We start from the raw sequence: 20,757 nt of genomic DNA, 5'->3' as shown, positions 1-20,757 counted from the left end.
TCGGCGGTCAGTCCGCACCCAGCCGATCGAAGTAGATCGCGCGGCGCTCCTCGGCTGCCGGCGACGTGACCAGTGAGACGGCGACGGTAACGACGAGGCCCAGCCCCATCCCGACGATGCCGGCCGTCCAACCGGCGTAGGAGCCGGGGACGACGGCGAGGAAGAGACTCGAGAGGTAAAAGCCCTGACTGGCGAGGATGCCGGCGGTGATACCGGCCCGGGTGATCGACCGCCAGTAGAGCGCGAGCAGGACCGGCAGCGCGAGCTGGGCGAAGCCGCTGAAGGCCGCTTCGCCGAGTTCGAACAGGCCGGCCGGTCGGAGCAGGCTGCCGAGAAACGCCGCGGTCGCGAAGAGGACGACACCGCCGCGGGCGATCAGGTCTTCCCGGCGGTCGGAGAGATCCCGTTCGACGAAGGGGCGGTAGAGATCCCGCGTGAAGTACGACGAGCCCGACAGCAACATTGAGTCCGAAGAGGACATCATCGCGGCCATCGCGCCGGCGATGACCAAGGCGGCGAACCACGTCGGCGTGTACTCCGCGAGGACCAGTGGCAGGACGTTCGCGCCCTCGGGGACCGCGACCGCGAGGCCGGCGGCCCAGGCTCCGAGCATGAACGAGGGGACGAAAAGCAGGACACAGAGGACCGGCCACAGCGCGAAGGTGCGCTTGAGGACGGTTTTCGAGCCCGCGGCGAAGAAGCGCTGGTTGACCTGCGGGAACATCGCGACGCCGAAGCCGATCGTGATCGCCGTCGAAAGGATCCAGTTGACGGTGTAGTAGTCGCTACCTAGCGAGAGGAAGCCGGCGGTGTCCGGGTTCGACGCCAGCGCCTCGGTCGCGGCGCCGGGGCCGCCGACGGCCGACAGCACCCACAGCAGCGCGACCCAGGTGGTCACGAGCATGAAGACGCCCTGCAGCGTGTCGGTCCAGGCGATCCCGCGCATCCCGGCGGCGACGACGTAGAGGATCATGAACGCGGTGATCAGGCCGGCCCCCGCGGCGTAGGAGATTGCGCCCTCGGTCAGCGCCTCGAGGGCGGTGCCGGCCCCGACCTGTTGGAGCATGACGTAGGGGAAGAGCCACAGCAGGCTGACGCCGGCGACGAGCCCGCGCAGGTACGGCGAGCCGAAACGGTCGCCGAGCATCTCGCCGAGGGTCACGTAGCCGTATCGCTGCCCGAGCAGCCACTGCTTGTAGCCGATCACGTACCAGAGGATGGCGAAAATGATCCCGTCCATCAGCCCCATGACGAGGATCCACTCGGGGCCCTGTGCGTAGGCGACGTTCGGGCCGGCGAAGAAGGTAAACGCCGACAGCAGCGTCGCGAACGTCGTAAAGAGCAGGACGACGGTTCCGAGGGTTCGGCTCGCCAGATAGAAGTCCTCGGCGGTGCGGTCGGTCAGCCGGTAGGCGACCAGCCCGACGGCGAGGGCCAACAGCAGGTAGCCGACGATGATAGACAACTGGATGGTGACGGCGTTCATCGGAACTCACCTCCAGTTTCGGTCCCGGCCTCGCGGGCGGGATCGGCTCCGTCGGGCGACGCCTCGCTCGAGCCGTCAGCGGCCGTTTCGATGCCGAGGCCCCAGGCCCGCTGGGCGAACAGCCAGAAGGCGACCGACGCGAGACACATCCAACCGACGTGCCACCAGAGCCAGACCGGCAGTCCGGCGACGACGGTCGAGGAGCCCCACAGGAACCACGGCACGGTCAGTCCGGCGAGGACGACCGCGGCCGCGAGCCACGGCAACAGTTCAGTCCGGCGCATGTCGGATCGTTCGTCCCGACATGGGTAGTCCTTTCCCTTCGAACCCCGATATCGAAGAAATATATTCATCGATAGGGCATCACCACCATGTCCTGCGGTTTCCGGTAGGTGAAATCGGTCTTTCACCGAGGAAAAAGAGTATATGTGTTTGTCATCGAATAGGAATCGACACCTGTATGGCTCGTCTGTTTCCCTTTCGCTCCGAAACGAACGCCGAGGAAGGCACCCCCCGCGTCGTCGATCTCGAGGGGGAGGATGCCGACGCGGTCTTCGCCGCGCTCTCGTCGACGACGGCACGACGGATCTATGCGCATCTAGACGGCGAGCCGGCGACGCCGAGCGATATCGCCGAGGCGGTCGATTCCTCGATCCAGAACGTCCGCTATCACCTCGAGAAACTCGAGGACGCGGGGCTGGTCGAAATCGTCGATACGTGGTATTCCTCGCGGGGCAACGAGATGAGCGTCTACGCGACGACCGACGGGCCCCTGATCGTGACCAGCGACGAGTCCCGCGCGACGCGGCTCAAGGAGGCGCTCTCGCGGCTGCTGGGCGGCGTCGGCGTGCTGGCCGGCGGGAGCCTGCTGGTCCAGTACGCGGCGACGCGGTGGCTCGGACCCACGGACGGGCAGCCGACGGACGATAGCGGGGCACAGCCCGTCGGGGCGGACGGTGGGGCCGACGACGGCTCGAGCCCGAAATCGACCGAGGACGAGAACGATATGGGGACGACAGACGTTGACGAAAACGGCAACGGAACCGCCGGCGATGGGGGTGCGGACGGTGCCGACGGCGATGCGGGTGCGGACGGTGCCGACGGTGAACTGCTCGAGAACGCCACGGACAACGAGACGGTCGGCAACGTTGCCGACGGCGGCGCGGAAGTGGCGGATGCGGTCTTCGGAACCGTTCCGCCGGGACTGCTGTTTTTCCTCGGCGGGTTGACCGTGCTGCTCGCGGTCGCGGCCTACTGGTACTGGTACCGACCGGCGTACTGAGTCTCGAGATCCCGTCGTGACCACCGGTCGACGGCGACTCGCTGACAACCGTCCGCAGCCGCGTCTTCGTCGGCGGCGTCTTATGATGCCCCCGGCGTATCGGCGGTATGAGCCTCATCGCCAAGTTCTCGATCAAGTCGGACGACTTCGCGCTCAACCACGCGCTGACCGCCGCCCCGGAGATGGTGGTCGCGATCGAGCAGGTCGTCGCGACGATGGAAGACAGGATCATGCCGTACTTCTGGGTCAGCGGCGGGGACCACGCGGCGTTCGAAGCGGCGTTTCGCGACGACGACTCGGTCACGAATATCGCGGCCGTCGACGAAGCCGACGACGCGAAACTGTATCGCGGCGAGTGGACGCGAAACGTAGAGACGATCGTCTACGCCTACGTCGAACTCGGAGCGACGATCCTGCGGGCGACCGGAAAGGCGGCGAGCTGGGACCTGCGGATGCGGTTCGACGACCGGGAGAGCCTCTCGCGGTTTCGGACCTACTGCGACGACCACGACATCACCGCCGACCTCGAGCGGATCACGGAACAGGAACAGCCGATGGCCAGCGCCCGGTACGGCCTCACGCCAAAGCAACGCGAGACGCTCGTGACCGCGCTCGAGGTGGGCTACTACGAGGTCCCGCAGGCGGTCACGATGGACGAGCTAGCCGACCGGATGGGCGTCTCCCAGCAGGCACTCTCGAAGCGGTTCCGGGGCGCGTACGAGAACCTCATCGCGAGTACGCTGACGGTCGGGGACGCCGACAAGGGGTAGTCGATCGTCACCGGACGGGTTGTGCATACAACCCGCCACCTCTTCCGTCCGGGGACGGTTTATAATGTATGGTTGGGCCGAAAGACGCACACGACACCGCGAACGACGCGTTCGACGTTCTCTCACACCACCGTCGTCGCTATGCGCTGCAGTGTCTCCGGGAGTACGAGACGCCGCTGGCGCTCGCCGATCTGGCCGACGAGGTCGCCGTCAGGGAACACGACCGTCCGCTGCCGGAGATTTCGGCCGAGGCAGTCAAGCGGATCTACGTCTCGCTCTATCACACGCACGTCCCGAAGTTGGCGGACGCCGACTACGTCCGCTACAGTCAGGAGCGAGATGAGGTCGCGCTCCTGGATCACGTGGCGCGACTCGAGCAACGCCGGCGCTATCTCGTGGCCGAGCGATCGACCACGAACGGGTAGTGCAGCCAGCGGTGACCGCGCCCTCGCGGGATCACACGAGACGAGTCACGGAGTGTCCGACCGGGAGCCGGGATGCAAGGCTGGCACGGGTCAACAGCTATTTGCCGTTCACGAACGAAATCGTATATAAATCGGTCTCTGTACGCGTTTCCCGCGTCACCGCCCCTCACGGGGACAGATCTCCCATGGAAGACACCTCGAAATACCTCATTCACGCGGACGTGACGGCCGACGGGGTCGTCGAACGCAGCGACGTCGTCGGTGCCATCTTCGGCCAGACGGAGGGCCTGCTCGGCGACGACCTCGACCTTCGCGACCTCCGCCAGTCCGGCAAAGTCGGCCGTATCGACGTCGAAATCACGAGTACCGGCGGCCAGTCACACGGCCAAGTAACCATCGCGACGAGCCTCGACAAAGTCGAAACCGCGACCCTCGCGGCCGCCCTCGAGACGATCTCCCGGGTCGGTCCCTGTCGGGCCGACCTCGAGATCCGCGAGATCGAAGACGTCCGGGCGGCAAAGCGAAAGGAAGTCGTCGACCGGGCGAAGGAACTGCTCCGGACGGGCTTCGACGATACGATCATGTCCTCCGACGAGATCCTCGCGGAGGTCCGCCAGCAGGTCCGTGTCGAGGACATCACCGAGTACGAGGGGCTGCCCGCGGGTCCTCGGGTGACGGACAGCGATGCCATCATCGTCGTCGAGGGACGGGCAGACGTCCTCACGCTGTTGAAATACGGCATCAAAAACGCCATCGCCGTCGAGGGGACGAACGTCCCCGACGCGGTCGCCGAACTCACCCGCCACCGTACCGTCACGGCCTTCCTCGACGGCGACCGCGGCGGCGATCTGATCCTCGAGGAACTCGCACAGGTCGGCGACATCGACTACGTGGCCTTCGCCCCGGCCGAGGGCTCCGTCGAGGACCTGGACCATCACGAACTGTTCGCCGCCCTCCGGAACAAGGTCCCCTACGACACCGTCGCCGAACTGAACGAACCCCGGGAGGCGGTCGCCGCGACCGACGGCAGTGCGACGCCGTCCCCGCCGCCGTCGGACGCCGGACCCGACGCGACCGACCGTCGAGAGACGACGGCTACGACCGAGACCGGGGCCGGCGACGGGGCGACCGCCGCCGATGCCGACCCGACGCAGCCGGCGAAAGCGAAGACCGAACGGACGGCCACGACCCGATCGGCGGGCGAGTCCGAACCGAACCGAACCGGTACGGAGTCGTCCCCGGCGTCCGGCGGTGACCGAACGGCCGCTGACGAGGCCGAATCGGACGACGACCGCTCACCGGAAACCGTCTACGGCCACGCAGCCGCCGTCATCCGTGCGGAGACCGACCGCGTTCGGTTCCTCGACGGCGACGGGGAGACGATCGACGAGGTCCACGCTGGCGACGCCTACGACGCCCTCGAGGACCTCGAGCCGGTGCCGACGACGGTCGTCCTCGACGACGCCTTGGGACAGCGGCTGCTCGATCTGGCGGCCGACCGCGGCGTCGACCGGATCATCGCCCGCTCGCTCGGGGCGTTTACCAAGCGACCGACGGCCGTCCGGATCCACGCGATCGACGAGATCGCCGAGCGACCGCCGGAGACGAATAAGAGCCACTGAACCGGTTTTCGTACTGATTGCAGAAGAGTCGTGGGTCGGGTAGACAGTGCTTGCAGTGGCTCCGACGGCGTTCTCACCGGTCGGGAGCGGTCCGAACCGTTGATAGGCGGCGAGTGCCGAGCGGCCGGTAATGGCACCACCCGCGACCGCCGCGCTCGCGCTGCTCGGCGTCTGGATTCTCGTGACCCTGTGGGCGACGACGACCGCCGCCGGAGGGCAAGCGCGGGCCGACGATCGATTCGGTCTCGAGGAACAGTCCGAACAGTCACTCGAGGAGCCGTCGTTCTCGACTGCGGACGACTGACTCGTGTGCCGGTTTTCGTCCACGCCAACGTCAGCCGAGGAGGGGAACGACCAGCACCAGCGCGGCGCTTGCAAGCGCGCCGGACAGCGTCGCGAGGAAGTTCACGCTCTGATTGCCCAGCAGCGGCCCCTCGAGGGTCGCCCCGAGGAGGCTGTCGACGGTCATCCCGACGACGCCGGCCACGACGACGATCGCCCCGCCGACGAGGTCGATCTCGGGGAAGACGCCGGCGGTGATGGCGGCGACGACGGTCGCGCCCGTGAGACCGGCGAGTTCGCCCTGCCAGGTGACGCCGCCGTCGGTGCCGGGCTCGACCGGCTCGAGCGTCGTGATTAGCCGGGGGCGATCGAAGACGCTGCCGATCTCGCTCGAGAGGGTGTCGCTCATTGCGGTCGCGATCGACCCGGCGAACGCGAAGAGAAATAGCCCTGGTTCGTGGGGGAGCAATCCGGCGTCGCTGGCCGCGTAGCCGAGGACGGCAACGAGCGCGACCGCGGCGTTGCCCAGGACGTTGCCGCTGCCGCGGGCCCCGTTGTTGTCCTCGGCGACGCCGAGTTCCGTCTTGCGGTCGTACCGGAACTTCGTCGAGAGGCCGCCGATGGCGAAAAAGGAAACGAGGACGGCGACCCAGCCGTACCCGCCGAGGACGATCGTCAGCAAGACGAGCAAGACGCCGGTGAGCATCCCGGCGATCGAGGCCGTCTCGAGGGCGTAGGAGGCGTAGCCGAGCGCGACCGTGACCGCGAGCGCGACGACGATCTCGAGGCGGCCGATCGAGGGGCCGAGTTCGGCGAGCAGCCACAGCAGGAGGCCAACCGAGAGGACGACGATCGGGTCGTCGGACCGCAACAGCATGTCCCGGAGCAACGCGCCGAGAACGGCACCGCTCGCGGCCAGAAAGACGACGACCGGCAGCGCCGCGGCGACGGGATCGCCGGCGAGAGCCCGCGTCCCCGCCAGTCCGGCGACGGCGGCCAGGCTCCCCGCGAGACAGAAACCGGCGACGCGAACGACGTCGTTGTCCGTCCGGAGCCTGACGAGTTGCTCGCCGAGATTCCCGTAGCCGACCAGCAGGATCGTCCCGACGAAGACGGCGACCGACATCGACGCCGCGGTCGCGATGAGCCCGAGGGCGACCCCCGCGAGGACGAACGTGATCAGACCGTACAGCCGCGCGTCCTCGTAGTCGCCCGGGTAGGCGAGCAGGTCGAACAGCGACCCCTCGGGGACGAGGTAGGCCCCGAGCAGGACGACGCCCGCGACGGCGGCTCCTGCCTGCGGACCGAAGAGCGGCACGGCGAGCGAGAGCGTACAGAGCGCCGCGAACACGCCGGCTCGCCGAACGGGTGCTGTCACGATATCGGTCCCTTTCTGTGGCGGTTACTTCAACCTTCGTGAACCCGCTCGAGGCGGGTATTACCGCACTCAGCGGCCCCACTCCGGACGAATCGGCCGGCGGTCGAACGACCGGTCCGAACCCGTAACCGGTATAGCAGCCGCCGAGAAAATCGCCGGTGTGGGACTGTACGAACGGTACCTCGCCTTTCGGATCCGGCGTCACGACGGCGACCCGCCCGATCACGTCGCGCTCGTGATCACCGAGCGCGATCTCCTAGAACGGGGAGCCTACGAGACGCTGACCGATTTCTTCGAGTGGGCCACGGAGTATGCATCGCGGATTACGGTCTACGTGAGCGTCCTCGACGAGGCCGCGGTGCCGGCCCTGCAACGGGAACTCGAGACGATCGACGCGCCGCGGCCGGTCGCGGTTCGGGGTCCGGGCGATCGGGCCCGGGCCGACGCGCCGATCCGAATCGGGATCGGGCTCGGCGGGAAACACGAGTTCACCAGCGCGGTCCGAACGCTGGCCGAACGGGTCGACGCGGGCGAGTTAGCGCCCGACGAGATCGACGACGACAGCGTCGAGGACCACCTGATCTTCCCGTCGGAGCCGGACCTGGTGATCAAGACCGGAGCCGAACGGCTCTCGGATTTCATGATCTGGCAGTCGGTCTACTCGGAACTGTACTTCACCGACGTGAACTGGCGGAACTTCCGCAAGCGGGACTTCCTCCGGGCGGTCCGAGAGTACTGTAACCGGTCGCGGCGGTTCGGCCGCTGATCGCGGGTTACGGGGACGCGTTCGGCCCCGATCGGCCGGGCAGCGACGGGTCCGTGAACGGATCCGCGGCCACGACGACCGGGCGCTCGAGACGGATTCGACCGGTCTCACCGTCGTACTCGAGAACGTCCGCACCCACGAGTTTCGGGAGGACGGCGTGGACGAGCGACGCTTCAACGGTCCGCTCGTCGGCGCCGTCCCGGTCGGCGACGACGGCGGCCAATTCGGTGACCGAAACCGGTGGTTCGGCCGCCGATAGCGCGTGCAAGGCGAGACGCGTCCGCGGGTTCGCGAGGAGCGTGTACGCCTCGTCGAGCGGGACGTTCGTCAGCCGAACGAACCGTTCGACGTCGACTGGAGGGGCGGTGTTCGGAGTCGGCATCACGACTACTACTGCCATAATGACAGTGAAATGTCTTCTGGTGGCTGAAGGAGTCGTTACCGGTGGGACGAGAACCGGTGCGGTCAGTCCGCGGCCTGACTACCCGAGTCACCGGCCTCGAGATCGTCGGCGTCGGGCCGCTCGGCGGAGGGCAGCGAGTCGCGGAACCGATCGACGATCGCCCGGGCCTCGGCGAGTTCCGTCTCGCTGACGGCACCGAACAGGGCCAGCGCGCGCCGGGCGCGGGTCCGCCGCCACGACTCCGCGCGGTGTTCGTAGGTGCGGATCCCCCGCAGGAAGTCGGCCTTGGAGAACTCCGGCCAGTAGGGTGTACAGAAGAAGACGGCCGCCTCGTTGCCGTTGGCGTGCCAGGGCAGGAAGTTCGAGGTGCGCTCTTCGCCGGCTGGTCGAATTATCAGGTCGACGTCCCGGATCGGCCGGTCGTATAGCCGTCGTTCGATGTCCTCGATGTCGATCTCCTCGGGGTCGAGGTCGCCCGCCTCCACGTCCGCGGCGACTCCGCGGGTGGCCTCGAGCAGTCGCGAGCGACCGCCGTACGCAAGCGCGATGTTGAGCGTGAACCGGTCGTAGTCGTGCGTGCGGCGTTCGGCGTATTCGACGGCGTGTTGGACCCGCTCGGGGAGCATGTCCGTCTCGCCGATTACGCGAATGCAGACCTCGTTGTCGTGGACGCGGTCGGCGTCCGCGAACTCGTGGAGTTTCTCACACAGCAGGTCGAACAGTGCCTCGTTTTGCTCGTCGGGACGGTCGAAGTTCTCCGTCGAGAACGTGTACAGCGTCAACTCCTCGACGCCGATGTCCTGACACCACTCGAGGACGCGTTCGGTCGTCTCGGCCCCTGCGCGGTGGCCCTCGTGGGCGTCGCCGCCCCGCTTGCGGGCGTACCGCCGGTTGCCGTCTTGAATGACGGCGACGTGGGTCGGCGCACCCGACACTTCGCGGGCGAGCAACCGCTCGTACGCCGCGTCGACGCGTTTTCGGAGCCACCGCTTCATTACTCGAAGGAAGGTCACCGACGCCTATGTGTCTTGCGTGTCATTCTCCGAGCGCGAAACCGGTTTGATACCGTGTGTCGAGATGGGTAAAATCCCGCCGAACGACGGGTCGATCAGCCCGTCCGAACCGTGACGGCTTTGGGCCCGGCCCCTCACGGTTCTGACAATGGCAGACGCGAACCAACAGCCGATCGACGAGGACCTCTACCAGCGGACCAAGGCACTGCTCGAGCCCGGCGAGATCGATCTCAACGGGGCGATCGTCCACACCGACTACGACGGCCAGGAGGACGTCAAGATGATGCAGGCGACGATCGACGTCGGCGACATCATCGCCGAACAGTCCGGCTACGACCCGACGGACTGTTTCGTCCACTCGGGCAACGACGACCCCGACTTCTCCTCGAACCAGCACCAGGGTCTGACGCTGGCGGACGAGGAGTTCGTCTGGGAGTGTCAGCAACTGCTGCGCGAGGGTAGCTTCGACATCGTCATCTACTACCGGGCCACGGCCGACCACGAAGCCATCCTCGAGGGGATCCGCGAGTTGGGGTTCGACGTGACCGGCGTCGAAGGCGAGTAACGCAGATCGTCGCGTGTGACCGACAGCCGGTGCCCGAACCGCTGTCGGTCGGCCGACGTGTTCGGGGTGCAGGACGATGCCGGCCGTCGTGCCCGCAAAGCGGGTCAGACGGATATTTCGAGTCGACGACCCGCTTCATACCGACCGATACCGCACTACTGGAGTGAACCGTCGGCAGGAGACTGCCGGCCGTGTGGACGGCTGGATCCGAGGTTCCACTCCGCTTATACACCGTCAGTCCCGAGGGGTTCGTATGACCACGGACGTCGATCTCACGGAGCGCGAGCGGGCGGTCGTCAACGCCTATCAGGGCGGGTTCCCCGTCGTGGAACGACCGTTCGAACCGGCGGCAGCCGCCATGCGCGACCACGGGGTCGACATTACGGCCACCGAGCTGCTCGAGACGATCCGCGACCTCGACGACCGGGGCGTTCTCTCGCGGTTCGGGCCGCTCGTCAACGCCCAGGAGATCGGCGGCGCGGCGACGCTGGTCGCCATGCACGCCCCCGAGGACCGGTTCGACGAGATCGTCGAGACGGTCAACGACCACCGCGAGGTGGCCCACAACTACGAGCGCGAACACCCCCACCTCAACGTCTGGTTCGTCGTCAGCGTCGCAGACGAGGACCGCGTCGAAACCGTCCTCGACGAGATCGAGGCCGAAACGGGACAGGAGACGTACAATCTGCCGAAAAAGCGGGAGTTCCGCGTCGAGGCCAAGTTCTACGTCGACGGCCCGCTGGACGGCGACGGGGATATCGAGGCAGCCGGCATCGACCGCTCGGATCTGGGGCCCGCGATCGAGCCGACCGACGCGGCGACGCTTGCCCCGGCCGAACGCGACCTCGTGATCGAGGTCCAGGGCGGCATGCCCCTGACGGCGACGCCCTACGCCGACGTCGCCGACGCGATCGGGCAGGACCGCGAGTGGGTCCTCGAGACGATCAAACGGTTCGACCGCGAGGGCAAGATCCGCCGGATCGGTGTCGTGCCGAATCACTACGCCCTGGGGTACACGGAAAACGGCATGACGGTCTGGAACGTCCCCGATGAAATCGTCCCCGAGGTCGGCCCCGAAATCGCCGCGCTTCCGTTCGTGACACACTGTTACCGGCGGCCGCGTCACGAGGGCGTCTGGCCGTACAACTTCTTCGCGATGACTCACGGCCGTAGCGAGGCCGAAAGCCAGCAGCGAGTCGAACAGGTTCGGGAACGGATGGAGGAGTACTGGGACGTAACGGCCAACGACTGGGATACCTTGCACTCAACGCAGATCTTGAAGAAGACCGGCATACGAATGGCGGAACGAGCCGATGCGAACACGAGAGAGCAGTAGCGCCGACCGCCTGACACATATCGCCTACGATGATACCGCTTTTGCACGATTTCACGAACGAGACGGTGCTGATCTTCGGCGGCGGTCCCGTCGGGTCCCGAAAGGCCCGGCGGTTCGCCCGCGAGGCACGGGTGATCGTCGTCAGCCCGGCCTTCGCCGATCGCGAGTTCGGCGGGGCCGAACGGGTCCGAGCCGCGCCCGACCCCGCGGACGTCCCGGCGTGGCTCGAGCGGATCGAGCCCGCGCTGGTCGTCGCCGCGACCGACGACGCGGCGGTCAACGAGGCCGTCGCCGACGCGGCCCGCGAGCGGGGGGCGTTGGTCAACCGTGCCGATCGCTCGGGGGAACGCGACGTCGGCAGCGTCGTCGTCCCCGCGACCGTCCGCGAGGACCCGGTGACCGTCGCCGTCGCGACCGGCGGCACCGCGCCCGCACTGAGCAAGTACCTTCGTGAAGAACTCGAGGAGACGCTTTCGGGGGCCGGCGAGATGGCACGGGTCTGTGGCGAGTTGCGGGCGGAACTCAAGGCCCGCGACGTGCCGGCGGAGCGCCGCCGGGCGATCGTCACCGACGTCGTCAATTCCCCGGACCTTTGGACAGCTTTACGTACGGGTACTTCCAACTGTGCCCAAGTGATCGAGGACGTGCTCGGCGAGGAACACTCAGGGGGTGATCGAACGTGATGTCGACCGGAGTCGTCACTGCGGCGCGAGTGACACACGGAAGCGGTAGCGTCGACCAGCTCGCCGCTGCCAGTCCCGACGGCCAGTCAAGCGCCGTTGAGGAGCTGCTGGCCGTTCCCGACGTCGAGGAGGCATACGTCCTCTCGACGTGCAACCGGGTCGAAGCCTACGTCGTCGGGCCGGACCACGCCGTCGGTCGAGCCGCCCTCGAGGAGTTCTTCGCCGGCGTCGCGGACGAGGCAGTCGTCGTGACCGACCACGACGAGAGCTTACGCCATCTCATGCGTGTCGCCGCCGGCCTCGAGTCGGTGATCCTCGGCGAGGACCAGATCATCGGGCAGGTCCGGACCGCCTACGAGGATTCGCGCGACGCCGGCGGCATCGGCTCGATGCTCGAGGCCGGCGTCACGAAGGCGATCCACGTCGGCGAACGCGCCCGCACCGAGACCGCGATCAACGAGGGCGTCGTCTCGCTTGGCTCGGCCGCGACCCGCCGGGCCGCCGAGGAGATCGCGCTCGAGGACGCGACCGCGCTGGTCGTCGGGGCCGGCGAGATGGGGCAACTCGCCGCGCGGAGTCTCGCGGCCGCCGACGTCGCGGAAGTCGTCATCGCCAACCGGACCGTCGCCCACGCCGACCACCTCGTCGACGACCTCGAGGCCGACACCGACGCCGAGGCTGCGCCGCTCGAGGCGCTCGATTCCGTCGCCTCGCGCGCCGACGTCGTCGTCACGGCGACCGGCAGCGAGGAGCCGGTCCTCGAACCCCGCCATCTCGAGGGCCCGAGCGAGCAGGTCGTCGTCGATCTGGGCCAGCCCAGAGACGTTGCCCCGGCGGCCGACGACCTGTCGTCCGTTCGGGTCTTCGATCTGGACGACCTCGAGTCGATTACTGCGGAGACACGCGACAAACGCACCGACGCCGCTCGCGAGGTCGAGGCGATCGTCGATCGGGAGTTCGATCTCCTGACCGAACAGTACAAGCGCGCCCGCGCCGACGAGGCCATCGCGGCGATGTACGAGGCCGCCGAGCGGATGAAGGACCGAGAGGTCGAGACCGCCCTCTCGCATCTCGAGGAGCCGTCGGAGCAACACCGCGAGGTCCTCGAGTCGATGGCCGACTCGCTGATCAACCAACTGCTCGCCGCGCCGACCAAGAGCCTGCGAGAGGCCGCGGCCGAGGACGACTGGAGTACGATCCACACCGCCTTGCAGCTGTTCGATCCGGAGTTCGGCGAGAACGACGGTCCGATCGCTCCCCCCTCGATCGCTCCCAACACCGGGAGCGGCGAGGCGAGCATCGGCGCAACCGACGACGATTGACCGGTACCGTTCTCGAGGAGCCGATCAACCGTCGAGAGCCGCGGGGCCGTCGTGATAGGAACCGCTGAAACCACTGATCGCAACGCTGTCGTGCAATCGGATGTACATTGACTGTCAGTGGCGACTATCGAAGCGTCGTGAGCCGGAAAACCCTACCCGGGTCCGCGGGGTGTCGCGACTGCTTATCGCTGTGCTGAGCCGTACTCGACGTGAACCGTCGGAACGCTCGCGGAGTCGGCGGCCTCGTTGCCGTTCCAGTCGACGAGTCGAACGTTCGCCATCTATCCCGAAAACCGGAACCGCTGGACGCCGACATCGATCGCCCCCTCGGCGACGCCGCCGGAGACGACGGTCCCCTCGGCCACAGGGTCGTCGGCCAGCATCTCGAGGTCGCCGTCGACCGAGATCTCGAAGTTCGATGGAACGCCCCGTCCGACGATCGTGACGAGGTTCGGAAGTGTCTGGGTGGCGTCCGCGGCTGTACTGTTCTGTACCGGAGTGTCGCGTGCCATGGCTCGATAACGCGAGGGTCCCGGCATAAGCTTTCCTGTCGAAATAATGGTAAGATGGCGTGAATACGACGGTTAGGTGACCGGTCGACGCCGGCGGCTGCCCGGCCAACGTTGATGCCGATCCGTGTGGTCGGACCGACGAATGCTCGAACTCTATCAGGCGGAGGACTGCCCGCATAGCGCGACGGTTCGGGAGACGTTGACGGAACTCGGCGTCTCGTACGTGATTCACAACCCCCGTCGGCCCGGAAGCGACGGCGAGGTTCTCAACGAATGGGCCCACGAGGCCATGACGGATCTCGGTGGCAAGGACGCCATCCCCTTTCTCGTCGACACCGACCGGCAAGAACAGCGCTACGAGAGCGACGAGATCGTCGACTATCTCGAGGAGTACTACGGGTAGCGACGGCCGGCGGTTCGATACATCAGTCGCTCGAGGGAGTCAGGTCGCGAGCCAGAACCGTCCCGAGTCCGTCGGGCGTCGTCGGTCGGACGAGCGACTCGCTCGAGTCGATCGTGTGGCCCGTTTCGACGTAGTGGTCGATCGCCGCTCGAGAGCGGTCGCGCTGGTCGGAGTCGGCGGCGGCCGTGTGCCAGTCGCAGTCGAGACAGTACTTCATCGTGACTCCGAATCCGACTGGACTCCTGAAGCCCTTTCGGTGAGGCGGTGGGTCGTCCATCGCTCTCGAAGCGGCCGAACGACGAGGCCGGTCAGTACAGTTCGTCGAAGGACGTGACCCGGTGGTCCCCGAGAACGCAGCGGCCCCGTTGCTCGTGGCCGACGCGCTCGACGTGGATGGCGTCGAGGCCGGCGTTCCAGGCCGCACCCACGTCACAGGCCCCGTCGCCCGCGAGGACGCCGCGGTGGCCGTTGTGGCCGACGCCGAGGTCGTTCATCACCCGCTCGACGGGGGTCGGATCCGGCTTCCAGCCGGTCTCCTCGGTACAGCACAGCCGCGCGTCGAACCAGTCGTGGATGTCGAGGTGATCCAGGACGGGCTCGGTGAGAAACTCCTGGCAGTGTGTGACCAGCCCGACCGGCACCTCGAGATCGCCGACGACGGCGGCGTCTTCGTGGAGGTAGGTCCGTTCGGCCCGCTCGATCGGGTCCTCCTCCTCGTGGAAGGCCGTCCAGAACGCGTCGGGATCGACCCCCCACGCCTCGAGTTGGCGGTCCCGGGAGCCGGTCAGGCCGTTCCAGATGATCTCTGCCTGCCGATCGGAAAACTCGCGACCGAGCCGGTCGCCGACCCGGTCGAAGACCCCCCGCGTGTAGGACCACTCGACGTCGACGAGGGTCCCGTCGAGATCGAGCAACCAGAAGTCGTAGTCGTGGTCGAGGGTCATTCGGACACAAATGTAGCGGCTACCGGAGTAAATGCCTGTCGCCCGAACGCGGGTCCAGCCCGGTCTCGGACGGTCTCCTGTCCGTCATCGCCGGGAGGACCGCGACCGCCCTGCGGTCCCACCGGGAAATCGGGACGACAAAGCGTCTCAGTCCGCCGTCGGTCGCGCCCGGTCGGCGTACTCTGCCACCAGTTGCTCGTCGTCGGGCCGGAACTCGTCGGTCCACGCGGCGTCGGGGTCGATCTCGCCCTCGAGCAGCGCCGTCTCGGACAGCGTCTCGCCGAGTCGCTGCCAGCGGTCGGGGTCCTGTGCCCCCCAGCCGTGGTCGCGGACGTACGGCGTGAACTGCAGCCGGTTGGCGGCGGTCTCGAATTTCAACCGCTCGATCGCTCGATTGCGCTCGAGGGTAGCGTTCCGGTCGACGAGGACGTCGATCGCCCGTTCGGGGTCGCGGGTCGCGTCGGCCCAACCGCGGGCGGTCGCCCGGAGGAACGATCGGAGCCGTCCGGGGTGGTCGGCCGCGAACTCGGGACTCGTGACCAGCGTCATTCCGTAGATATCGAGGAACTCACCGATCGGCAGTTCGTCGGGCGTCCGGTCGTGTTCGCGGCCGATCTCGATCCCGTTCGTGACGACGCCGACCGCCGCGTCGACGGTCCCGTCGATCACCTTGTGCTGGACGCGGTGGTGGGTGTGAGGATCGACCTCGAGCAGGTCGACCTCGTCGCGGATCCCCGCGTCCTCGAGCAACTGTGCCGTGAGGATCCGGGTCTTCGTCGCGGATGGCGCGACGGTCCGGCCGGCCAGCTGTTCGGGCTCGGAGAGGGGCTCGCCGAAGACGTCGCGCAAGGTGTAGACGGCCGCGGGCGTCTTCTGGGTCACCGCGGCGATCGCCCGCGGCTCGAACCCCTCGCTCCGTTTCGCCAGGACGGCGCTGGCCCCGGCCAGTGCGATATCGGCGTCGCCCTGGGCCGCGCGTTCGGCCGCGTACGGCGAGCCGTGGCCCTCGACGAACTCGACGGCGAGCCCCTCGGCCTCGTAGTGGCCCGCCTCGCGGGCGAGGAAATACGGCGCTTGGAAGCCGTTGGGCTCCCAGTTGAGTTGGAAGGCGAGCGGAGCGGGTCCGCTCATGCTTCCACCTCGAGGTCGAGCCGGAACAGCCCGTCGGGGAGTTCCGCGACGCCGAGGGCGTCCGCGCCGGCGACTCCTTTCAGTCGGTCGAACAGCCGTTCCATCCCGTCGACGGTGCCCTCGTCCCAGTCGCGGACGACCATCTCGCGCCACCGGTCCCGCACGGCTCGGACGACGGCGGGATCGTCCTCGTACATGAGCCGCTCGCCGATCTCGTCCCAAAGGTCGTCGTCGCGTTGCAACCGGTCGACCGCGTCGCGATACGCGCCTTGGAACCCACGAACTGCATCGGGGTGAGCCGCGAGGTAGTCCTCGCTCGTCAGGAACGTCGAGACGGGAATCGGTCGATCCTCACCGCCGGCATCGGCGTCCGCGAGCCGGTCGACCACCCGCGACATCGGGAGGACCTCGCGATACGGCCCGGTTTCGACGATTTCGGGAATTATCTGCCAGAACTGGAGGACGCCGTCGACCTCGCCGTCCTCGAGCAGCCGGGTGAGTTCGACCTTCGAGCCGGCCTCGACCGGGGTGGCCGTCTCGTCGGGATCGAAGCCGTGGAACTCGCGGCAGGCCGCCCGGACGAGGATCCAGTTCTTGTCGAGGCGTCTGACGACGCCGATCCGGTGGCCCGAGAGGGCATCGAGCCCGTCGATCGGGGAGTCCTCGGGGACGACGAGGCCGCCGACCGTCCGGCCGTAGGGATGGAAGGCGACGATCGGCGCGCCCGCGGTGCGCTCCCGCGCCGTCGAGACGTAGTCGATATCGATCAGGTCGGCGTCGCCCTCCTGCAGTTTCGCCTCGACGGTCTCGCGGCCCTCGTCCAGTTCGTCCGAGACCAGTTGCAGGTCGAGGTGGAACCCATGGTCGTGATCGTAGCCGAACCGCTTGATCGTATAGAGCAGGTACCGCGGGCTACCGTTGTGTTCGAACCGGGCCCGCAGAACGGGTCGGTCGCCGGGGTCGCCCTGATACTCGTCGATTGCCGCCTGTTGGGTACTGATGTCGATGTCGGTCATGGCTGGAACTCACAGCGACGCGACGATGTCGTCGATCGTCGCCTCCTCGTCGATCAGGCCGCGCGCTCGCATCCACTCGAGGTGACCGTCGAGTTCGTCGGGGTCGACCGGGTCGGGTACTTCGTAGCGTGGGACGGTGAGATCCTCGCGAACCGCGTCCATGTCCACATCGTCGAACAGGTCGGGCGCGACCGCGGCGTCGGCCGCGAGCAACTCGAGGTAGGTCTCGCGGTAGGCCTCCGGGCGCGCGTTGACGTCCTCGACCGCGCGGCCGTAGGCCCGGAGGAACGCCTCGAGGACGTCCCGATCGATGCTCTCGTCGCCGACGATTCCCATGTGGTTGTCGTACTCGAGCAGCCGCTGGAAGCCGAGGTGGTCGGCGAGGGTGGTGTGTGGGTCGATGAGTGTCACGGCGTCGACCCGTCCCTCGTAAAGCGCCTGTAGCCGGTCGGTCGGCATTCCGCAGCCGACGAGGTCGATCTCGTCGGGCTCGAGGTGGTCCTCGAGGGCCTTCCGTGCGGTGTACTCTTGCCCCGTTCGCAGGTTGACGCCGACCGGGACGTTCGCGAGGTCGGCCGGGGACTCGATATCGGAGTCGGGACGGGTCACGACGGTGTAGGGAAGGTTCGCGAACGTTCCGTTGGCGACGATTCGGCCGTCGTCCATCTCCCACGTCCGGCGGATGCTCTCCCACTTACAGATGGGGTAGAGATCCACGTCGTACGCCCCGGTCAGCGTCTCCTCGGCGGGGATGTACTTGACGGAGACGTCGCGCCGGTCCCGTTCGACCAATTCGACCGCGAGCCCCTCCTCGCGGAAGTATCCCGCCTCGGCGGCTACCTTCTGTGGGAGCATGAACGAGAACGGGAGGTGGAACAGTCGGACCGATTTCTGTGCTAGCATGGGACACCCCACACCGAAGAGGGGCTTAAAGGGTTTTCATGATACGTTTATCAGTGTCGGCGTGGGGAGTGGTCCCTGTTCCCATGGAACGAGTTTCGACGACCGACGCGGCGTCCGAGGAGGTCGCCGACGGGGTGTCGCTGGCGGATCTCCAGGCGGGCGAACGGGCGAGCATGGTCTACTGGCGGATCGAACCGGGGGCGACGCTGCCCTCGCACACGCACGCGAACGAACAGATCGGGTTCGTCCTCGAGGGGGAACTCGTCGCCGTCGTCGACGGCGAGGAGTACCCGCTCCGGGCCGGCGACGCGTACCTGTTCCACCCCCACGAGCGCCACGGTGCGGAGAACCGAACCGACGAGGCGGCCGTCGGCATCGGCGTCCTCGCGCCGCCCCGAGAGGAGCCAGCGTGGCGACGAACCCCGTCGCGATCGCGGGTCGAACCGGAGTCGTAGCATGGACGCCGTCGATCACATCAACGTCGACGTCGACGCGCTCGAGCCCTGCTACGAGTTCTACCGGGAGACGCTCGGCCTGGAGGTAGTCAGACCGCCCGACGACTTTCAGGGCGATCACGCGATGTTCCGGGCCGGCGAGACGGTCGTCACGCTGGCCGCAACCGGCCGTGCCGAGAACTGGGATCAGACGGGCCTCGATCACCCCCTCGACAAGGCCCATCTGGCGTTCGAGACCGACCGCGCGGACTACGACGCGTTGCTGGACCGACTCGAGGGCCAGTTCCCGAACCAGGGACCCTACGACTGGGGCGAGTTCGAGGGGTTCTATTTCCTCGATCCCGACGGGAACCTGCTCGAGGTCATCACCTACGAGCCGCCCGCGGGCGAGCGAACACGACCGCTGTTGACCCACGACGACGTGGCGTAGTCCCGAGTCGGCGGTCCGGGCTGGCTCGAGTGTCGCCCGGCCGTCGGTTACTGTTGCCCTTCAAGCGGAGACGGACCGTCGATCCGAGACGCACGCACCGGTTCGTCGAACGCCCGCGTCTCGACCGCGGTGAGCCACTCGTCGACGGTGTAGGTCCGTTCGTCGCCGGTGTAGGAGAGTTCCGTACACGGGAGGACGGCCCGCAGCGTCTCGCCGTCGCCCGCGTACTCGTAGAGCGCCAGCGCCACCAGCGGGACGCGGACCCGTTCGTGCGATTCGACGTCGACGCCGAACGGCGAGCGTGGGACCGTTCGGCGGCGAAACCCCGGCTCGAGGCAGTAGTCGTGTCGGTCCGCCCAGCGTTCGAACTCGGCGACGAGTTCGTCGCGGGTCCGCATCGGTCCCGTCGCGTGCTGGGACGGCCACTGGTCGATTCGCAACTCGTCGAGGTAGCCCCGATCGCGAAGCGTCCGAAGCCGCTCGGTGACCGCAGCGATCCGTTCGGAGACGGCGGCCGGGACGCTCGAGCGGACGTAACAGTCGATCCCGATCGCTCCGCCCGTATCGGGGTCGGCGATCAGTGACACGGCGGGCTCACGGTCGGACATCGTCACCTCCGGTCGGTCCGACGGCTGCTGCGCCGATGCGTCCTTCGACGGCGAGAACGTCCGCCGGCCCGAGCGTTCGTCCGGGGCCTGTCCAGCCGCCGCGGACGGAACGCACGACACGTCGCGCCCCTCGTGAGCCGCGTCTCTCCCGAACCGCCGATCGGTGTTCGCTCGCGATCATCACCAACAGCGGCCACAAGCGAGTATATAAAGATAGGCGAAGGGTGTTACCAACACCCATTATCTGCGGGTCCCGAGACCCCGTTCCCGTGACGCGATCATCGCCATCGACTGTCAGTCGCCATCGGTCACGCGGATGCTCGAGCCCAGATACTTCGAGAGCGCGTCGTCGACGTCGTCGGCCTTGAACGCCTCGAGATCGGCCGCGATCGCTTCCTTTAGCGCGTCGAGGTACGCCTCGTCGGTCTGGAGTTCGCGGAAGTCGACGGCGTCGACGGTCCGTTCGGGAACGCCCAGCCACTCCGCGGCGAGCCGGCGGGCGTAGTCGTCGTCGCCGACCGCGCCGCGCCAGAGCGTGTTCCGGAAGAACAGCCACCCCTCCGTCCCCGGTTTGGGTGCATCCCGATAGAGCGTCACCGTCGTCTCGGCGCTGTCGGGCTCGAGCGAGACGGCCGCCCGAGCGGGCTCTATGCGGACGCGAACGCGGAAGACGTAGCGGGCGTCCACGGCCGGTTCAGTCCCCGCGTTCGGCCTCAATCAGTTCCGCCATCTCGATGTCGTCCCCGGTGATGCCGCCTTCCTCGTGGGAGGTCAATCGGATCTCGAGTTCGGCGTAGCGGATGATGATTTCGGGGTGGTGGAACTGGGCCTCGGCGATCTCACCGACCATCTGGGCGAAGTTGACCCCGCGGAGGTAGTCGTCGAACTCGTAGATCCGAACGATCTCGTCCCCCTCGCGGTCCCAGCCGTCGGGGAGTTCCGCCTCGATCTCGTCGTCGGAAAGCAGATCAGCCATGTGGAGCCGAACGCAAGCCAGTCAAATAACGATTGTGCCGCGTTCG

General features: G+C 67.4%; 26 protein-coding genes and 1 pseudogene. 13 read left to right on the top strand and 14 right to left on the bottom strand.

Features of this window, described 5'->3' with window-relative positions; genetic code table 11:
* Nucleotides 1-7: 7 nt before the first annotated feature.
* Together NATPE_RS02860 and NATPE_RS02855 are read right to left on the bottom strand one after the other, a co-directional pair.
* Entirely contained in the window at nucleotides 8-1,486 is a 1,479-nt protein-coding gene (locus NATPE_RS02860) for a sodium:solute symporter family protein (protein ID WP_006180774.1), read from the bottom strand.
* The gene (locus NATPE_RS02855; RefSeq protein WP_006180773.1) at nucleotides 1,483-1,770 is read right to left on the bottom strand and encodes a DUF3311 domain-containing protein; all 288 of its coding nucleotides are present in this window, start codon (nucleotides 1,768-1,770) and stop codon (nucleotides 1,483-1,485) included. Before NATPE_RS02855 ends, NATPE_RS02860 begins: the two co-directional genes overlap by 4 nt.
* Nucleotides 1,771-1,946: 176 nt before the next feature.
* Between NATPE_RS02855 and NATPE_RS02850 the strand changes: the two genes are divergently transcribed.
* The 5 genes from NATPE_RS02850 to NATPE_RS22535 all read left to right on the top strand — a co-directional run bounded on the left by NATPE_RS02850 (nucleotide 1,947) and on the right by NATPE_RS22535 (nucleotide 5,889).
* Nucleotides 1,947-2,768 (top strand): ArsR/SmtB family transcription factor, encoded by an 822-nt coding sequence (locus NATPE_RS02850; protein ID WP_006180772.1) that lies wholly within the window; start codon nucleotides 1,947-1,949, stop codon nucleotides 2,766-2,768.
* A gap of 107 nt (nucleotides 2,769-2,875) precedes the next feature.
* Entirely contained in the window at nucleotides 2,876-3,538 is a 663-nt protein-coding gene (locus NATPE_RS02845) for a helix-turn-helix domain-containing protein (RefSeq protein WP_006180771.1), read from the top strand.
* 68 nt (nucleotides 3,539-3,606) lie between these two features.
* Complete coding sequence (locus tag NATPE_RS02840) at nucleotides 3,607-3,963, top strand: DUF7344 domain-containing protein (RefSeq protein WP_006180770.1); 357 nt, start codon at nucleotides 3,607-3,609, stop codon at nucleotides 3,961-3,963.
* Nucleotides 3,964-4,148: 185 nt separating this feature from the next.
* A complete protein-coding gene (dnaG, locus tag NATPE_RS02835) occupies nucleotides 4,149-5,585 on the top strand; it encodes a DNA primase DnaG (protein WP_006180769.1) in 1,437 nt (478 codons plus the stop codon).
* A gap of 130 nt (nucleotides 5,586-5,715) precedes the next feature.
* On the top strand, nucleotides 5,716-5,889 hold the full coding sequence (locus NATPE_RS22535) for a hypothetical protein (protein ID WP_015298724.1): 174 nt from the start codon (nucleotides 5,716-5,718) through the stop codon (nucleotides 5,887-5,889).
* A gap of 30 nt (nucleotides 5,890-5,919) precedes the next feature.
* On the opposite strand, the gene NATPE_RS02830 is transcribed toward NATPE_RS22535, so the two are convergent.
* Nucleotides 5,920-7,245: a DUF92 domain-containing protein gene (locus NATPE_RS02830; RefSeq protein ID WP_049804867.1), complete on the bottom strand. Its 1,326-nt coding sequence runs from the start codon at nucleotides 7,243-7,245 to the stop codon at nucleotides 5,920-5,922.
* A 160-nt stretch (nucleotides 7,246-7,405) separates the two neighbouring features.
* Between NATPE_RS02830 and NATPE_RS02825 the strand changes: the two genes are divergently transcribed.
* Nucleotides 7,406-8,011, top strand: coding sequence for an undecaprenyl diphosphate synthase family protein (locus NATPE_RS02825; protein WP_006180767.1), 606 nt, complete (start codon nucleotides 7,406-7,408; stop codon nucleotides 8,009-8,011).
* Between the two features lie 7 nt (nucleotides 8,012-8,018).
* Here the strand turns inward: NATPE_RS02825 and NATPE_RS02820 are convergent, their stop codons facing one another.
* The gene (locus NATPE_RS02820) at nucleotides 8,019-8,393 is read right to left on the bottom strand and encodes a DUF7344 domain-containing protein (protein WP_006180766.1); all 375 of its coding nucleotides are present in this window, start codon (nucleotides 8,391-8,393) and stop codon (nucleotides 8,019-8,021) included.
* A gap of 83 nt (nucleotides 8,394-8,476) precedes the next feature.
* On the bottom strand, nucleotides 8,477-9,409 hold the full coding sequence (uppS, locus tag NATPE_RS02815) for a polyprenyl diphosphate synthase (RefSeq protein ID WP_006180765.1): 933 nt from the start codon (nucleotides 9,407-9,409) through the stop codon (nucleotides 8,477-8,479).
* A 166-nt stretch (nucleotides 9,410-9,575) separates the two neighbouring features.
* Here uppS and NATPE_RS02810 point away from each other — a divergent pair, with 166 nt between their 5' ends.
* From NATPE_RS02810 to hemA, 4 genes are all read left to right on the top strand, one after another.
* Nucleotides 9,576-9,992 carry a DUF5778 family protein gene (locus NATPE_RS02810; protein ID WP_006180764.1) on the top strand — a complete coding sequence of 139 codons (417 nt, stop codon included), beginning with the start codon at nucleotides 9,576-9,578 and terminating at the stop codon, nucleotides 9,990-9,992.
* 253 nt (nucleotides 9,993-10,245) lie between these two features.
* On the top strand, nucleotides 10,246-11,328 hold the full coding sequence (ahbB, locus tag NATPE_RS02805; protein ID WP_006180763.1) for a siroheme decarboxylase subunit beta: 1,083 nt from the start codon (nucleotides 10,246-10,248) through the stop codon (nucleotides 11,326-11,328).
* 29 nt (nucleotides 11,329-11,357) lie between these two features.
* Entirely contained in the window at nucleotides 11,358-12,011 is a 654-nt protein-coding gene (locus NATPE_RS02800) for a precorrin-2 dehydrogenase/sirohydrochlorin ferrochelatase family protein (protein WP_015298723.1), read from the top strand.
* Nucleotides 12,011-13,333, top strand: a complete 1,323-nt coding sequence (gene hemA / locus NATPE_RS02795) for a glutamyl-tRNA reductase (RefSeq protein ID WP_006180761.1) — start codon at nucleotides 12,011-12,013, stop codon at nucleotides 13,331-13,333. The genes NATPE_RS02800 and hemA overlap by 1 nt, the downstream gene beginning before the upstream one ends.
* A 182-nt stretch (nucleotides 13,334-13,515) precedes the next feature.
* Here hemA and NATPE_RS02790 read toward each other — a convergent pair.
* Nucleotides 13,516-13,845, bottom strand: a pseudogene (locus NATPE_RS02790) (hypothetical protein).
* A gap of 142 nt (nucleotides 13,846-13,987) precedes the next feature.
* Between NATPE_RS02790 and NATPE_RS02785 the strand changes: the two are divergent.
* Complete coding sequence (locus NATPE_RS02785) at nucleotides 13,988-14,248, top strand: glutathione S-transferase N-terminal domain-containing protein (protein WP_006180758.1); 261 nt, start codon at nucleotides 13,988-13,990, stop codon at nucleotides 14,246-14,248.
* 22 nt (nucleotides 14,249-14,270) lie between these two features.
* On the opposite strand, the gene NATPE_RS02780 is transcribed toward NATPE_RS02785, so the two are convergent.
* The 5 genes from NATPE_RS02780 to NATPE_RS02760 all read right to left on the bottom strand — a co-directional run bounded on the left by NATPE_RS02780 (nucleotide 14,271) and on the right by NATPE_RS02760 (nucleotide 18,242).
* A complete protein-coding gene (locus NATPE_RS02780) occupies nucleotides 14,271-14,465 on the bottom strand; it encodes a hypothetical protein (protein WP_006180757.1) in 195 nt (64 codons plus the stop codon).
* 91 nt (nucleotides 14,466-14,556) lie between these two features.
* Nucleotides 14,557-15,192 (bottom strand): HAD family hydrolase, encoded by a 636-nt coding sequence (locus NATPE_RS02775; protein WP_006180756.1) that lies wholly within the window; start codon nucleotides 15,190-15,192, stop codon nucleotides 14,557-14,559.
* A 147-nt stretch (nucleotides 15,193-15,339) separates the two neighbouring features.
* Entirely contained in the window at nucleotides 15,340-16,323 is a 984-nt protein-coding gene (locus tag NATPE_RS02770) for an ABC transporter substrate-binding protein (protein ID WP_006180755.1), read from the bottom strand.
* Nucleotides 16,320-17,339 (bottom strand): ABC transporter substrate-binding protein, encoded by a 1,020-nt coding sequence (locus NATPE_RS02765; protein WP_006180754.1) that lies wholly within the window; start codon nucleotides 17,337-17,339, stop codon nucleotides 16,320-16,322. The genes NATPE_RS02770 and NATPE_RS02765 overlap by 4 nt, the downstream gene beginning before the upstream one ends.
* Before the next feature lie 9 nt (nucleotides 17,340-17,348).
* The gene (locus tag NATPE_RS02760; RefSeq protein WP_006180753.1) at nucleotides 17,349-18,242 is read right to left on the bottom strand and encodes an ABC transporter substrate-binding protein; all 894 of its coding nucleotides are present in this window, start codon (nucleotides 18,240-18,242) and stop codon (nucleotides 17,349-17,351) included.
* A gap of 83 nt (nucleotides 18,243-18,325) precedes the next feature.
* Between NATPE_RS02760 and NATPE_RS02755 the strand changes: the two genes are divergently transcribed.
* Both NATPE_RS02755 and NATPE_RS02750 read left to right on the top strand, forming a co-directional pair.
* Nucleotides 18,326-18,697, top strand: a complete 372-nt coding sequence (locus NATPE_RS02755; protein WP_006180752.1) for a cupin domain-containing protein — start codon at nucleotides 18,326-18,328, stop codon at nucleotides 18,695-18,697.
* 1 nt (nucleotide 18,698) lies between these two features.
* Nucleotides 18,699-19,127: a VOC family protein gene (locus NATPE_RS02750; RefSeq protein WP_006180751.1), complete on the top strand. Its 429-nt coding sequence runs from the start codon at nucleotides 18,699-18,701 to the stop codon at nucleotides 19,125-19,127.
* 47 nt (nucleotides 19,128-19,174) lie between these two features.
* Here the strand turns inward: NATPE_RS02750 and NATPE_RS02745 are convergent, their stop codons facing one another.
* From NATPE_RS02745 to NATPE_RS02735, 3 genes are all read right to left on the bottom strand, one after another.
* A complete protein-coding gene (locus NATPE_RS02745) occupies nucleotides 19,175-19,735 on the bottom strand; it encodes an HTH domain-containing protein (RefSeq protein WP_015298722.1) in 561 nt (186 codons plus the stop codon).
* 294 nt (nucleotides 19,736-20,029) lie between these two features.
* Nucleotides 20,030-20,422: an LWR-salt protein gene (lwrS, locus tag NATPE_RS02740; protein ID WP_006180749.1), complete on the bottom strand. Its 393-nt coding sequence runs from the start codon at nucleotides 20,420-20,422 to the stop codon at nucleotides 20,030-20,032.
* Nucleotides 20,423-20,429: 7 nt separating this feature from the next.
* Nucleotides 20,430-20,711 (bottom strand): 4a-hydroxytetrahydrobiopterin dehydratase, encoded by a 282-nt coding sequence (locus NATPE_RS02735; protein WP_006180748.1) that lies wholly within the window; start codon nucleotides 20,709-20,711, stop codon nucleotides 20,430-20,432.
* Between the last annotated feature and the right edge of the window lie 46 nt (nucleotides 20,712-20,757).

The sequence above is a fragment of the Natrinema pellirubrum DSM 15624 genome (genome assembly GCF_000230735.2).
Taxonomy (GTDB): Archaea; Halobacteriota; Halobacteria; order Halobacteriales; family Natrialbaceae; genus Natrinema; species Natrinema pellirubrum.
The sequence above is the reverse complement of the archived record's forward strand: the minus strand, read 5'-3'. Positions and strand labels throughout refer to the sequence as shown.

Bases quoted from the DNA above. Each gene is read 5' to 3' on its own strand.
- NATPE_RS02810 (WP_006180764.1), top strand. From the start codon at position 9,576: ATGGCAGACGCGAACCAACAGCCGATCGACGAGGACCTCTACCAGCGG.
- uppS (WP_006180765.1), bottom strand. From the start codon at position 9,409: ATGAAGCGGTGGCTCCGAAAACGCGTCGACGCGGCGTACGAGCGGTTG.
- NATPE_RS02820 (WP_006180766.1), bottom strand. From the start codon at position 8,393: ATGCCGACTCCGAACACCGCCCCTCCAGTCGACGTCGAACGGTTCGTT.
- NATPE_RS02755 (WP_006180752.1), top strand. From the start codon at position 18,326: ATGGAACGAGTTTCGACGACCGACGCGGCGTCCGAGGAGGTCGCCGAC.
- NATPE_RS02850 (WP_006180772.1), top strand. From the start codon at position 1,947: ATGGCTCGTCTGTTTCCCTTTCGCTCCGAAACGAACGCCGAGGAAGGC.
- NATPE_RS02785 (WP_006180758.1), top strand. From the start codon at position 13,988: ATGCTCGAACTCTATCAGGCGGAGGACTGCCCGCATAGCGCGACGGTT.
- NATPE_RS02855 (WP_006180773.1), bottom strand. From the start codon at position 1,770: ATGCGCCGGACTGAACTGTTGCCGTGGCTCGCGGCCGCGGTCGTCCTC.
- NATPE_RS02800 (WP_015298723.1), top strand. From the start codon at position 11,358: ATGATACCGCTTTTGCACGATTTCACGAACGAGACGGTGCTGATCTTC.
- NATPE_RS02760 (WP_006180753.1), bottom strand. From the start codon at position 18,242: ATGCTAGCACAGAAATCGGTCCGACTGTTCCACCTCCCGTTCTCGTTC.
- ahbB (WP_006180763.1), top strand. From the start codon at position 10,246: ATGACCACGGACGTCGATCTCACGGAGCGCGAGCGGGCGGTCGTCAAC.
- NATPE_RS02840 (WP_006180770.1), top strand. From the start codon at position 3,607: ATGGTTGGGCCGAAAGACGCACACGACACCGCGAACGACGCGTTCGAC.
- NATPE_RS02860 (WP_006180774.1), bottom strand. From the start codon at position 1,486: ATGAACGCCGTCACCATCCAGTTGTCTATCATCGTCGGCTACCTGCTG.
- dnaG (WP_006180769.1), top strand. From the start codon at position 4,149: ATGGAAGACACCTCGAAATACCTCATTCACGCGGACGTGACGGCCGAC.
- NATPE_RS02845 (WP_006180771.1), top strand. From the start codon at position 2,876: ATGAGCCTCATCGCCAAGTTCTCGATCAAGTCGGACGACTTCGCGCTC.
- NATPE_RS02780 (WP_006180757.1), bottom strand. From the start codon at position 14,465: ATGAAGTACTGTCTCGACTGCGACTGGCACACGGCCGCCGCCGACTCC.
- hemA (WP_006180761.1), top strand. From the start codon at position 12,011: ATGTCGACCGGAGTCGTCACTGCGGCGCGAGTGACACACGGAAGCGGT.
- NATPE_RS02765 (WP_006180754.1), bottom strand. From the start codon at position 17,339: ATGACCGACATCGACATCAGTACCCAACAGGCGGCAATCGACGAGTAT.
- NATPE_RS02775 (WP_006180756.1), bottom strand. From the start codon at position 15,192: ATGACCCTCGACCACGACTACGACTTCTGGTTGCTCGATCTCGACGGG.
- NATPE_RS02745 (WP_015298722.1), bottom strand. From the start codon at position 19,735: ATGTCCGACCGTGAGCCCGCCGTGTCACTGATCGCCGACCCCGATACG.
- NATPE_RS02735 (WP_006180748.1), bottom strand. From the start codon at position 20,711: ATGGCTGATCTGCTTTCCGACGACGAGATCGAGGCGGAACTCCCCGAC.
- NATPE_RS02770 (WP_006180755.1), bottom strand. From the start codon at position 16,323: ATGAGCGGACCCGCTCCGCTCGCCTTCCAACTCAACTGGGAGCCCAAC.
- NATPE_RS22535 (WP_015298724.1), top strand. From the start codon at position 5,716: ATGGCACCACCCGCGACCGCCGCGCTCGCGCTGCTCGGCGTCTGGATT.
- NATPE_RS02750 (WP_006180751.1), top strand. From the start codon at position 18,699: ATGGACGCCGTCGATCACATCAACGTCGACGTCGACGCGCTCGAGCCC.